Origin of the sequence: Arthrobacter rhizophilus, assembly GCF_026241105.1 — a bacterium.
Classification (GTDB): Bacteria; Actinomycetota; Actinomycetes; order Actinomycetales; family Micrococcaceae; genus Arthrobacter.
The window spans coordinates 1-12,098 of sequence record NZ_JAPFFT010000041.1; the positions used below are offsets into that span (position 1 = coordinate 1).

The 12,098-nt window shown below is 63.5% G+C and carries 10 protein-coding genes; 6 read left to right on the top strand and 4 right to left on the bottom strand.

Annotation, left to right across the window (positions count from 1 at the left end; translation table 11 throughout):
• Positions 1-122: 122 nt before the first annotated feature.
• Positions 123-2,342 (bottom strand): NADP-dependent isocitrate dehydrogenase, encoded by a 2,220-nt coding sequence (locus tag OOZ51_RS20470; RefSeq protein ID WP_265981692.1) that lies wholly within the window; start codon positions 2,340-2,342, stop codon positions 123-125.
• A gap of 210 nt (positions 2,343-2,552) precedes the next feature.
• On the opposite strand from OOZ51_RS20470, the gene OOZ51_RS20475 reads away from it, so the two are divergent.
• Entirely contained in the window at positions 2,553-3,545 is a 993-nt protein-coding gene (locus tag OOZ51_RS20475; RefSeq protein WP_265981693.1) for a trypsin-like serine peptidase, read from the top strand.
• Between the two features lie 146 nt (positions 3,546-3,691).
• On the opposite strand, the gene purH is transcribed toward OOZ51_RS20475, so the two are convergent.
• Complete coding sequence (purH, locus tag OOZ51_RS20480) at positions 3,692-5,371, bottom strand: bifunctional phosphoribosylaminoimidazolecarboxamide formyltransferase/IMP cyclohydrolase (RefSeq protein WP_265981694.1); 1,680 nt, start codon at positions 5,369-5,371, stop codon at positions 3,692-3,694.
• A gap of 121 nt (positions 5,372-5,492) precedes the next feature.
• Between purH and OOZ51_RS20485 the strand changes: the two genes are divergently transcribed.
• Genes OOZ51_RS20485 through OOZ51_RS20495 form a run of 3 tightly spaced genes read left to right on the top strand, consistent with a single transcriptional unit; the run spans position 5,493 to position 8,732 of the window.
• Positions 5,493-6,419 (top strand): N-acetylglucosamine kinase, encoded by a 927-nt coding sequence (locus OOZ51_RS20485; RefSeq protein ID WP_265981696.1) that lies wholly within the window; start codon positions 5,493-5,495, stop codon positions 6,417-6,419.
• Complete coding sequence (murQ, locus tag OOZ51_RS20490; protein WP_265981697.1) at positions 6,403-7,359, top strand: N-acetylmuramic acid 6-phosphate etherase; 957 nt, start codon at positions 6,403-6,405, stop codon at positions 7,357-7,359. The genes OOZ51_RS20485 and murQ overlap by 17 nt, the downstream gene beginning before the upstream one ends.
• Positions 7,360-7,379: 20 nt before the next feature.
• Positions 7,380-8,732 carry an MFS transporter gene (locus OOZ51_RS20495; RefSeq protein ID WP_265981698.1) on the top strand — a complete coding sequence of 451 codons (1,353 nt, stop codon included), beginning with the start codon at positions 7,380-7,382 and terminating at the stop codon, positions 8,730-8,732.
• A 147-nt stretch (positions 8,733-8,879) separates the two neighbouring features.
• Here OOZ51_RS20495 and purN read toward each other — a convergent pair whose 3' ends face one another.
• Positions 8,880-9,452 carry a phosphoribosylglycinamide formyltransferase gene (purN, locus tag OOZ51_RS20500; protein ID WP_265981702.1) on the bottom strand — a complete coding sequence of 191 codons (573 nt, stop codon included), beginning with the start codon at positions 9,450-9,452 and terminating at the stop codon, positions 8,880-8,882.
• A gap of 38 nt (positions 9,453-9,490) precedes the next feature.
• Between purN and OOZ51_RS20505 the strand changes: the two genes are divergently transcribed.
• Positions 9,491-9,913 (top strand): hypothetical protein, encoded by a 423-nt coding sequence (locus tag OOZ51_RS20505; RefSeq protein WP_265981706.1) that lies wholly within the window; start codon positions 9,491-9,493, stop codon positions 9,911-9,913.
• Positions 9,914-9,944: 31 nt separating this feature from the next.
• On the opposite strand, the gene OOZ51_RS20510 is transcribed toward OOZ51_RS20505, so the two are convergent.
• A complete protein-coding gene (locus tag OOZ51_RS20510; RefSeq protein ID WP_265981707.1) occupies positions 9,945-11,276 on the bottom strand; it encodes a cell division protein PerM in 1,332 nt (443 codons plus the stop codon).
• A gap of 311 nt (positions 11,277-11,587) precedes the next feature.
• Between OOZ51_RS20510 and OOZ51_RS20515 the strand changes: the two genes are divergently transcribed.
• A complete protein-coding gene (locus OOZ51_RS20515) occupies positions 11,588-12,052 on the top strand; it encodes a DUF4383 domain-containing protein (RefSeq protein ID WP_265981708.1) in 465 nt (154 codons plus the stop codon).
• The last annotated feature ends 46 nt before the right edge of the window (positions 12,053-12,098 follow it).

Consider the following 12,098-nt stretch of genomic DNA (forward strand, 5'->3'; position numbering starts at 1 on the left):
CGGGCACTCTGAGGAAATGACCTGACCATAAAACGCTCCATCAATCAGAGCGTTGCTACGACCATATGACTTTGCCCTCTCTAAACGACAACAACTGCGAGCCAGTTGGGTGAGGGCCGACGCTAGTTCAGCGTGGCGACTACCTCGTTCAGCTTTGCGGAGGGACGCATCACGGCCTCGGCCTTCGCGGCGTCGGGGCGGTAGTAGCCCCCGACGTCGGCGGGCGAGCCCTGGACGCTGAGCAACTCGGCGATGATGGTTTCCTCATTGGACGCCAAGGCCTCGGCAACGGCGGAGAACGCCGCGGCGAGCTCGGCGTCGTCGCTCTGCTGCGCCAGTTCCTGGGCCCAGTACTTGGCGAGGTAGTAGTGGCTGCCTCGGTTGTCGAGTTCGCCGACCCTGCGCTTCGGGGACTTGTTGTCGAGCAGGAACGTCCCAGTTGCCCGGTCAAGCGTGTCGGCGAGGACCTGTGCACGGGCGTTGCCGGTGGTGGTGGCAAGGTGCTCGAAGCTGACTGCAAGCGCAAGGAATTCGCCCAGGCTGTCCCAGCGCAGGTGGTTTTCCTGCAAGAGTTGCTGAACGTGCTTCGGGGCAGATCCACCGGCACCGGTCTCGAAAAGGCCGCCACCATTGATCAACGGAACCACGGAGAGCATCTTGGCACTAGTGCCGAGTTCGAGGATCGGGAACAGGTCCGTGAGGTAGTCGCGGAGCACATTGCCGGTCACGGAGATGGTGTCCTCGCCCTTGCGAATACGTTCCACCGTGAACGCGGTGGCCTTCTCCGGGGACATGATTTCGATCTGCAGGCCCTCGGTATCGTGGTCCTTCAGGTATTCCCTGACCTTGCCGATCAGCTGGGCGTCGTGGGCGCGGGTTTCGTCGAGCCAGAAAACAGCCGGCATCTTGGACGCGCGGGCACGCGTGACGGCCAGCTTGACCCAGTCGCGGATCGGCACGTCCTTGGTCTGGCAAGCGCGCCAGATGTCGCCCGGGGAGACCTGGTGCTCAATCAGCACGCTTCCGGAGGAGTCCACAACCTGAATAGTCCCGGCATACTCGACTTCGAAGGTCTTGTTGTGGCTGCCGTATTCCTCGGCCGCCTGGGCCATGAGGCCGACGTTCGGAACCGTACCCATGGTGGTGGGATCGAAAGCGCCGTGGGCACGGCAATCATCGATGACAACCTGGTAGACGTCTGCATAGCAGCTGTCCGGGATGACGGCGAGGGTATCGGCTTCCTTGCCGTCCGGTCCCCACATGTGGCCGGAGCTGCGGATCATTGCCGGCATCGAAGCGTCAACAATGATGTCGCTGGGTACGTGAAGGTTGGTGATGCCCTTGTCAGAATCGACCATGGCCAGCGCCGGGCCGTCTTCCAAGCCCTTCTTGATGGCCGCCTTGATACCTTCGCGGACGTCTTCGGGGAGTTCGTCGAGGCCGTTGAGGATGGAAGCCAAGCCGTTGTTCGCGCTCAGTCCGGCAGCTGCGATCTGCTTGCCGTAGGTGTCGAACAGCTCGGAGAAGTATGCCTTGACGACATGGCCGAAGATGATGGGGTCGGAGATTTTCATCATGGTGGCCTTCAGGTGCGCGGAGAACAGCACGCCTTCTTCCTTGGCGCGGATCACCTGGGCGGCCAGGAACTCGTCCAAGGCCGCGGCGCGCAGCACGGTGCCGTCCACCACTTCGCCGCCGAGGACGGGGAAGGCCGGCTTGAGGACCTTGACCGTGCCGTCTTCGCGGACGATCTGGATCTTGATGGTGTCATCGGCGGGGATGACCACGGACTTCTCGTTGGAGCGGAAGTCGTTCGCCGTCATGTGGGCGACGTTGGTCTTGGAGTCGGCGCTCCAGGCACCCATGGAGTGCGGGTTCTGGCGAGCGTAGTTCTTCACCGACAGGGGCGCGCGGCGGTCCGAGTTGCCTTCACGCAGGACAGGGTTGACGGCCGAGCCCTTGATCTTGTCGTAACGGGACCGGATGTCCGTCTCTTCGTCAGAGGAAGGGTTGTCCGGGTAGTCCGGTAGCGCGTAGCCCTGGCCCTGCAGTTCGGCAATAGCTGCCTTGAGCTGGGGAACGGAAGCGCTGATGTTGGGGAGCTTGATGATGTTGGCTTCGGGCTTCTTTGCCAGTTCACCCAGTTCAGCCAGTGCGTCGCTGATCCGCTGATCTTCAGTCAGGTAGTCACCGAAGACTGCGATGATTCGGCCAGCCAGCGAGATGTCGCGTGTCTCGACCTCCACACCAGCCGTCGAGGCGAAAGCTTCCACAATCGGCAGGAACGAGTAAGTCGCCAGCATCGGCGCTTCATCAGTATGGGTATAGATAATCTTTGCCATTGGCGGGGCATCTCCCTGAAAGTCTGCAGATTTCAACATCTCTAACTTACCCGAGGGCACCGTATTGGCGCCTACTGGCATGGCTTCGCGGCGTCGACGCAACGTCATAAGCAGCCAAACCTTATGTACCAACAGGCTGAATCGGAGTAGGTTCAATGGGTCAACTGTGGCCGAGATCAGATGGCTACATCATCGATTGGCAGGACAATCATGACAAAGAAATCACTCCCCATCACCGGTCTCCTGAGCCTTCTTACCTCCGCCGTTTTGACCCTCTGTGCCGCTGGAGGGGCGGCAGCCGCAACGCCTTTTAGTGCGGTTTCGAGCTTCGCAGCGACTGGGACGCCGCAGCTCGTCGGCCTGGCATCAACAAACACCGACCCCACCGGGTACTGGACTCCAGAGCGGATGCGAACGGCAATTCCGGGCGATGTCCTCGCAGGGAAAGCCCTCGCACGGGCCGCAGCCTCCGGGGCGATCAACGGCACCGTCGAATCCGGACCGCCCGTGAAAATCGCTAGCGCCAAGGGTGGCGTCCCGAGCCTTCACCAAAACGAAGACCCCATTGACCACGTCGGCAAGGTCTTCTTCACCATGGGAGCCTTCGCCTACGTTTGCTCCGGCAACGCCGTCGTATCGGATAACGACAGCACAGTGGCGACCGCGGGCCACTGTGTCAACGAGGGTCCTGGCGCGTTCGTCCGGAACTTTGTTTTCGTTCCGGCTTATCTCAACGGCAAGGCTCCTTACGGCATCTGGCCAGCAAAAGCCCTTTACACCACCACTCAGTGGCGCACAGCTGGCGATATCCGCTATGACACCGGCTTCGCGGTCACTGCCACGGTGAACGGCAAGCACCTGGCCGACGTCGTTGGCGCGTCCGGGGTCGAGTTCAACATTGACCGGGGCCTGAGTTACCAGGCGTTTGGCTACCCTGCCGCCCCGCCGTTTGACGGCCAATCGTTGAAAAGTTGCTCGGGTGACGCCACCAAGGATCCCATCAATCCACAGTTCAGGGCGCAGGGAATCCCGTGCGATATGACCGGAGGATCATCTGGAGGCCCGTGGATGGTCGACTCTGAGGACGACTCCTTCCAAAACTCCATCACGAGTTATGGCTATCTGGGTGGACCATCGATAATTTACGGGCCCTATTGGGGCTCCGTCATCCGGGATGCCTACGAGCTGGCGTCCACATCCTAGAGCTCACGGCACCGTAGCCACGGACATGTCCCCCGCTAGCTCTCAGCACTGGACATGTAGCCATTTTGCCCAGTCCCAACCACAAAAAATGGACATGTCCTCCCGGCAAGGGAGGGCATGTCCATTTTTTGGTGGAGCGAGTGGACTTAGTGGAAGAAGTGGCGTGCACCCGTGAAGTACATCGTGATCCCGGCAGCGTTGGCCGCGGCAATGACCTCGTCGTCGCGAACTGAACCGCCAGGCTGCACGACGGCGCGGACGCCGGCGTCGATCAGGATCTGCAGGCCATCGGCGAACGGGAAGAACGCGTCGGAAGCAGCCACGGCACCGCGGGCGCGCTCGGGTGCGCCGCTCGCCTCTGTTGTCGACGGACCAGAGGCACCGCCGGCGCCGTCGACGTCGGACTCCACCTGAACGCCCAACGTGTTGGCGCGCTCGACGGCCAGCTTGCAGGAATCCAGGCGGTTGACCTGGCCCATGCCGATGCCGACAGCTGCACCGTTGTTGGCGAGGAGGATCGCGTTGGACTTGGCGGCGCGGCACGCGGTCCACGCGAACGCGAGGTCGGCCAGCGTGGCGTCGTCAGCAGCAGCACCGGCGGCAAGGGTCCAGTTGGCCGGGTTGTCGCCGTCGGCGTCCACCTTGTCGGCTTGCTGGACGAGGACGCCGCCCGAGACCTGGCGGATCTCCGTCGGGTAGCGGCCGTAGCCGTCCGGCAGTGCCAGAAGGCGGATGTTCTTCTTCTTGGACAGGATTTCAACGGCTTCCGGCTCGAAGCCCGGAGCGATGACAACCTCTGTGAAGATTCCGGCGACGGTTTGGGCCATTCCCGCGGTGACAATGCTGTTGGCAGCGATAACCCCGCCGAAAGCGGAGACCGGATCGCACGCGTGGGCCTTGGCGTGGGCGTCTGCGATGGGGTCGGCGGCATCCGCAGAACCGACCGCCACGCCGCAGGGGTTGGCGTGCTTGATGATGGCGACAGCCGGCTCGGAAAAGTCGAACGCGGCGCGGAGGGCTGCATCGGCGTCGACGAAGTTGTTGTAGCTCATGGCCTTGCCGTGCAGCTGGTCGGCCTGGGCGATACCAGCGGGCGCGGCCTTGTCCACGTAGAGGGCTGCCTGCTGGTGCGGGTTCTCGCCATAGCGCAGCACCTCCGAGCGTTCCAGGGCCAGGCCGGCGTAGGCGGGCCAGTCGATGACGCCGTCGCCGTCTTCGTCGAGGAACTGGCTGGCGGTCCAGGTGGCAACGGCGGTGTCATACGCTGCGGTGTGCGCAAATGCCTTCGCGGCGAGACGGCGGCGGGTCTTCAGGTCGAAGCCACCCGCAGCGGCGGCTTCCACGACCGAACCATAAAAGGACGGGTCAACCACGATCGCGACGGCGGCATGATTCTTGGCGGCCGAACGCACCATGGCGGGGCCTCCGATGTCGATCTGCTCGACCACGTCGTCCTGGGCTGCGCCGGAGCGGACGGTCTCCACGAACGGGTAGAGGTTGACCACCACCAGGTCGAACGGCTCAATCTCCATCTTGGCGAGCGTTTCCATGTGGGCAGGAACCCGGCGGTCGGCCAGGATGCCACCGTGCACGCGCGGGTGCAGGGTCTTGACGCGGCCATCGAGCATCTCCGGGGACCCGGTGACTTCTTCGACTTCCTTGACCGGAATACCGGCTGCGGCAATCCTCTTCGCGGTGGAGCCGGTGGAGACGATGGCGACTCCTGCTGCGTGCAGGCCCTTCGCGAGCTCCTCCAGCCCGGTTTTGTCGTAAACCGAGATCAGTGCACGGCGGATGGGAACACGGTCAGGCTGCGTCAAGCTCACAAAAGTCTCCGTCTTATATCGCGGGATTCCGCGGTTGCTGGGGATATGGACGAGTTTATCGTGTTGTGGCTCCTGTTCGTTTTTTTCAGACGTGCCGCCGCCCGCAACATAAGGTTGGGCCATGGAATCCGCGCAAGTGATTTTAGTGGCCGACGTCGGCAAGAGCCGATGCCGGGTTGAACTCAGGCAGGGCGATGAGGTGTTGGGCTCGGCGGAGCAGCAAGGCTTCCCCGGTTTGGGCATGGACAACGGAGCCCGGTTCGCCTTCGAGCTGCTCGCGGACACTGCGGCCATGCTGCCCGGAGGGCTTCCAACTGGTTCCTTGCGGGGAATCGGCGCCGCTGTGGCCGGGGTGGAGGCCTCCGCGGCGAACTCCCAGGAACTCGCCGTCCTGCTTTCCGAAGGCTTCAAAGTCCCTGCCGCGGTCCTCTCCGATGCCACTGCGGCCCAGCTTGGCGCCCTGAACGGCGCTCCCGGGACGGTGTTGATTGTGGGCACCGGGGCCGTTGCCTTCCGCTTTGACGACGCCGGAACCCTCCACCGCGCCGACGGTTGGGGACCGTTGTTGGGCGATCGAGGAAGCGGCCGCTGGATCGGACAGTGGGGCCTGCAGGCCGCACTGCAAGCGCACGACGGCGGACCGGCCACTTCGTTGCTCGATGCGGCCGCGGCACTGGTTGGCTCGCCCGAGCAGCTCCCGGCGTGGCTCGCCGAGTCCGATAACCCGGCCCGGACGATGGCGCGCTTCACGCCCGTGGTGCTGCGTGAGGCGGAGGCGGGGGACGCCGTCGCACGCGACATTGTGGACGAAGCGTGCAGGCTTCTCGTGAACACCGTCTCCCTCGCTTCGGGCGACACGAAGCGGGTGGCCCTTCTTGGCGGCGTCGTGAAATCGAAGTTCTTCGGCGGGCTCTTGCACAACGCGCTCGCGTCGGCTGGGATTGAAGTGGTTGCGGCGCTCGGCGATGGAATGGACGGTGCTGCCCTCGCTGCGAACCGCCGCGGGCTCCTTCAGGAAAGGTACATCCACCGTGACGGAACAATCTGACGCAGATTCCCTCAGTGGCGAGGGGTTCGCGGAACTCCGCTCCGAGCTCGCAGGCCTGCAGACCGAGGCAGCGTCGCCCGCGCTCAGCGAATTGGACACGATGGGCACGGCCGAGCTCGTCGCAGCCATGAACGAGCAGAACCGCGGGGTCCCGGCCGCCGTCGAGCAAGCCAGCGAGCAAATCGCCGCGGTGGTCGACGCCGTAGCGGAACGCCTCGCCCGCGGCGGCCGGTTGCTCTACGTCGGTGCCGGAACGGCCGGGCGGCTCGGGGTATTGGACGCGAGCGAATGCCCTCCCACCTTCGGCACTCCCCCGGGACTCGTCGTCGGGATCATCGCTGGCGGCACCCAGGCTATCCAGAAACCGGTGGAATACGCCGAGGACAACGCCACGGCCGGAGCCCGCGACCTGCACGATATCGGCGTGACCGAGGCGGACGCCGTCGTCGGGATTTCTGCTTCGGGACGCACGCCATACGTGATCGGCGCCCTCGAAGAAGCGCGCAGCCGCGGGGCGTTCACCGCGTCGCTCGCCTGCAATCATGATTCACCCATCAGCAAGCTGGCGGACGTGGCGATCGACGTGGTGGTCGGTCCCGAGTTCGTTGCCGGTTCCACTCGGCTGAAAGCCGGCACGGCGCAAAAACTGGTCCTCAACATGATCAGCACGCTCGCCATGGTCAAGCTCGGCAAGACCTACGGCAACCTCATGGTGGACCTGCGCGCCACCAACAACAAACTGCTCGCGAGGTCCCAGCGGACCATTCAACATGCCACGGGCGTGGACGCGGAGACGGCGATTCGCGCCTTGAATTCCGTGGGTGGTTCCGTCAAGGCGGCCATCCTGGTGGTGCTGACGGGCATCGACCCCGGGCAAGCGAAGAGTGCTTTGGACGAGGCCGGGGGCTTCCTGCGAAAGGCGATCCAGAACCACGGATAGAGTTTTCCGCAGGAGGGGAAATGAATACTTATACAACCGTCCCGAGCGGCGAGCAGGTGGTTCAGGAGCTTCCATGGCGGTGGAAGGTCCAGGGCCGGATTTTCCTGATCGGCGGCCTCGGCTTCATGTTCGATGCCTGGGACGTCACCCTCAACGGCATTCTCATTCCACTGCTTTCCAAACACTGGTCGCTGCAACCCGGCGACGCCGGGTGGATCGGCACCGCCAACCTGATCGGCATGGCCTTAGGCGCCTTCGCCTGGGGCACCATCGCGGACACGATCGGGCGTAAGAAGGCATTCACCGCTACCCTCCTGATCTTCGCCATCTTTACGGTGCTGGGAGCTTTCGCCCCGGACATCGTTTGGTTCTGCGTCTTCCGTTTCATGGCCGGTTTCGGGCTGGGCGGCTGCATTCCCGTTGACTATGCCCTGGTGGGTGAATTCACGCCACGGAAACAACGTGGCAAAGTGCTCACCGCCATGGATGGTTGGTGGCCCGTGGGCGCCGCCCTGTGCGGCTTCATTTCGGCCGGGCTCGTTGCCGCCTTCGCGGACTGGCGCCTGACCATGCTCGTGATGGTCTTGCCTGCCCTCCTGGTCTTCTGGGTCAGGCGGAGCGTGCCGGAATCGCCCCTCTTCCTCATCCGCAAGGGCCGGCGCCAAGAGGCCGCCGAGGTCATCGACCGCCTTGTTGCGGCCACCGGCGCCGAACCCCACGCCTACAGCCTGCCCGCACCCCAGGACGCGCCGCGCCTCTCGGCCGGCAGCGCATGGCAACAGTTACGCCGCCTTTGGCAGTTCAATTGGAAGATCACGACGGCGGCCTGGGCTCTGTTTTTCAGCATCCTTCTGGTCTACTACTTGAGCTTGACGTGGATGCCGCGGATTCTGATCGGCGCCGGATTCGAGGAGTACAAGGCGTTCGTGACGACAGCCGGGATGGCCGCCGTCGGACTCCTGGGCGTGGTGGTTGCCGCGGTGCTCGTGGAGCGGGTAGGCCGCAAGTGGATCCTTGCCATTACCGGTCCGTTGTCGGCATTGACCCTGGTGATCGTTTCATTGGTGGTGGACATTCCCGACGCGGCGGTGTTCTGGCTGCTGGCGTTTGGCTTCGTTGTCCAGGTGGCCATCCCAGTGCTCTACACCTACGTGTCCGAGCTCTACCCCACCGAGCTTCGGGGCTCCGGTTTTGGCTGGGCGTCCACCTTTTCGCGGATCGGAGCAGGCATTGGTCCGCTCGTGTTCGCCTCGTATTTCTGGCCCGAGTTTGGCCTGGCCACGTCCTTTGCCTTGGCCGGCGGGCTGATTGTTCTGTCCGTGCTGTGGATGGCGTTCTTTGCACCGGAAACCAAGCAGCTCGACCTCGACTGAGCATGCCCCCTGTCCGGGGCTACGGATGGACATAGCAGTAATATGTCCCTCCGCCGCGGCCAACGGTGGACATGTCCCATGGGAACCTGGGCGCATGTCCATTCCTGGCAGACAACGGTGGGCATGTCCCCCCGGAGTGCCCAGGACTTAGGCGTGTTTCCCGGCCGCGAGTTCTGCGAGGGTCCGGACCAGGAGCCTGCGCTCCACCACCTTGATGCGTTCGTGCAAGGTGTCTTCGGTGTCGTCCGCGGCGATTTCGACCGCCTCCTGGGCGATGATGGGCCCAGTGTCCACGCCGGCGTCGGCCCAGTGGACAGTACAGCCCGTGACCTTCACCCCATAGGCCATGGCATCGCGGACTCCGTGGGCGCCGGGAAAGGCGGGTAGCAGTGCGGGGTGCGTGTTGAGGTACTTGCCATCGAAGGCATCGATGAATTCCGGGCTGACAATCCGCATGAACCCCGAGGAAACCACCACATCGGGGTTGTACGAGGCAACCGCCTTGGTGAGCGCGGCGTTCCAGTCTGCCCGGTCTGCGTAGTCCTTGAAGTCCACCACGAAGGTCTCGAGTCCGGCCTCCGCGGAGCGTTCCACACCGTAGGTACCCGGCCTGTCGGCACCAACGGCTGCGATCTCAACGTCAAGCTCGCCTGCCTTCACGGCATCGATAACTGCTTGGAGATTGGAACCGGTGCCGGAGACGAGGACAACAATGCGCATTGCACTAGCTTATGGGTGGCTCGCGTAGGCTGGAAAACATGAATTCCGGCGTTGGACCCAGCCCTCAGCAGCATCCACAGAGCGAGGCTGCCAAATCAGCGCTTGCAGTTACCCAAACGCTTTTCAGGTCATTCCTGCTAACGGTGCTCGGCGCCGTCTTCGTCTACGTCCTGAACATCAGCTACGTCTGGCTCAGTGGCATCCTCACGGTCATCGCGGGGATACTTGGCGTGGTGGTCCTTGTCCGGACCATCAGGTTCAAGCAGTCCCGGCTGGTACTGTTCGGCACCATCTCCGGGCTGGTAGTCACGGCCATTATGTGCCTGCTGGTTCTGACGGCTGTCGTCTTTTTCCAACAGATCCGCACCTTGCAGGACTGCGCGCGGACCGCGCTGACCATCCAAGCCCAAGACTCCTGCCAGGTGGACTTCCAGAAGTCGGTTCCTTCCGGGCTGCGCTAACCCGGACGCAAGCTAAGGCGAGCCGGGCAGCTTAGCTGTGGTCGCCGTCGTACACGGAAGCGTCAAGGTCCGCCTCGCGGAGTTTCTGCCGCCGTTCCAGCCATGGCCCCACCGAATAGCCGATCACGACGCCGATCGCCACCTCTGCGGCGATCCAGACGGCCGTCCACAGCGGATCCGGGCCGACCTCGGTGAGGCGCCCGATTCCCGCAGAACCTCGCGCCAGCCAGGCCAGTCCCCCGGCGAAGGCTCCGGCGACAGCTCCGACGAGCGCGCCCAGGAACAGCGTGGAAACAGGCGCCGTGAACCAACGCGCTTTGATCTTGATGGAGAGCCATTCGTCGAAGTGGTTCTCCCCCTCGCGCAGGAACCACCAGCCTGCCAGCAGCCCGGCGAGCACCGGAAGGCCAAGGGCCGCTGCCCCAAGGTCGAGATGCCCGGTGGGCAGCGCGCCGAAGATCGGGATGGCGGGCAAAGGCCCGACGGCGGTACCCAGTGGACCGGCGTGTGAGCCGACGCCGAGGGAGAACCCAGCGCCGGAGGACCAAGCCAAGGTGAACACTGCGAGATTGGGCAGGTAGCCGAGCTGGGCGATGGTCAAAACGCCACCGCCCAGAGCACCGGCTTTCAGGCCCTCGTACACGGCGATGATATCCGTCCAGTGCACCACAAGGACGACGGCGAGCAGCAGGGCAGCAAGGGTGAGTGCTGCCATGATCGCCACGAACCCGGCCTTGATCGCGGAGCCAAAGTAGGATCCGGCCCACCGGGAATGTTGGCTGGCGCGCGCAAGCCAATCCACGGCGTCAACGCCAATCAATCTGCTCCATGAGCCGGACTCGCGCCTGGCTCCTACCACCATGCCGAGACCGAACGGAATAAGCGGTATGAACGCGGCGAACCAGATGTTGATGACCACGTCCTGGGTGCGGCAGATGAAGCCCGTAGCCGAACCGAATGCCCCGTAGACAAGGAGCGCACCGAAGAACGCCTGCCAAAGCTGGTCCGTGTAAGACGCCCTGGCCAAGCGGCGCCCGGCGCGCCACGCAAGAAGGAAGGGCACCAGGGTCAGCCCGAGCGGGATGAGGGACAGCATCCCGGAGCCGGGCAGTCCAGCGGTACCTAGGTTCACCGTGGCAAGCTGCAGAGGCACGCCCTGAACCAGCAGCCAGGTTTGGCCGGCCAGTCGTGCCAGGAAGTCGATGCTGCGGTTCTGGAATCCGTCAGTTGCCCAGACGGCGACGAGCGGCAGGACCACCACGAGCGCCGAGATGATGGCGGCCTGGGCCGACTCAAGGGCACCCTGCAGCCACAAGGGCATGGGCAGGCCACGGTTACCGGTCTGATCAGCGCGCAGTTTCATCGTGTCCTATCGTGCCACGGTGTGCCTCGCTCCCCCGGCAGCCACCCGCAGATCCCGCCAAACCTCCAACGCTCGCTCACCTATGACGCCCGAAAGCCAGACGCTCCTGCACATCCGCCGTGCCGCCGTCGTACAAGTGCAGGAGGGTTGCCCGAAAGCGCCCCAGAAGTGAGCGAGCGTCGGGGGAAAACGCCCCTAAGGTGATCGAGCGTCAGGGCTGTTCAAGGGGCCGCGTCCCCACCGTTCGAAGCGCTTTTTGGATAAAGCAGACGTAAAATTGGAGTGTTCGCAATAGGTGGATGGAGGGCATAATGACTACCGCAACCCCACATGCGCACGGTGTTCACTTCGGACGCACGGACATCCAGAACATCGGCATGGGTGTAGGTATTCTGATGGCGCTGGTGGGCCTTCTCGGATTCATTCCGGGCATCACCATGCGGTACGGGGAATTGCAGTTCTTCGGGCCAAATTCGCACGCAATGCTCCTGGGTGTGTTCCAAGTGTCCCTGCTGCTCAACATTGTGCAGTTGGCCATCGGTGGAACCAGCTGGGCGATGTCCCGCTCGGGCGGCCATAGCGCACGCAATATCCTGATGAGCTTCGGTGCCTTGTACATCGTGCTCAGTGTGTACGGACTGAGTGTCGGGGTTGATTCGGCGGCCAACTTCCTGTCGCTGAACGCTCTCGACAACTGGACGTTCATGGTTCTGGGCATTCTGATGGCTGCCGCCGGCTGGATGTTTTCACGGCATCTGGCGGACGACGCAAAATAGGCCTATTCACAAGCCCGGATTGAGTTAGCCCGGGATTACAGGAGCC

Excerpts from the sequence above, each read along its gene's own strand:
- OOZ51_RS20470 (WP_265981692.1), bottom strand. The coding sequence starts at position 2,342 with ATGGCAAAGATTATCTATACCCATACTGATGAAGCGCCGATGCTGGCG.
- OOZ51_RS20475 (WP_265981693.1), top strand. The coding sequence starts at position 2,553 with ATGACAAAGAAATCACTCCCCATCACCGGTCTCCTGAGCCTTCTTACC.
- OOZ51_RS20485 (WP_265981696.1), top strand. The coding sequence starts at position 5,493 with ATGGAATCCGCGCAAGTGATTTTAGTGGCCGACGTCGGCAAGAGCCGA.
- OOZ51_RS20495 (WP_265981698.1), top strand. The coding sequence starts at position 7,380 with ATGAATACTTATACAACCGTCCCGAGCGGCGAGCAGGTGGTTCAGGAG.
- purN (WP_265981702.1), bottom strand. The coding sequence starts at position 9,452 with ATGCGCATTGTTGTCCTCGTCTCCGGCACCGGTTCCAATCTCCAAGCA.
- OOZ51_RS20505 (WP_265981706.1), top strand. The coding sequence starts at position 9,491 with ATGAATTCCGGCGTTGGACCCAGCCCTCAGCAGCATCCACAGAGCGAG.
- OOZ51_RS20510 (WP_265981707.1), bottom strand. The coding sequence starts at position 11,276 with ATGAAACTGCGCGCTGATCAGACCGGTAACCGTGGCCTGCCCATGCCC.
- OOZ51_RS20515 (WP_265981708.1), top strand. The coding sequence starts at position 11,588 with ATGACTACCGCAACCCCACATGCGCACGGTGTTCACTTCGGACGCACG.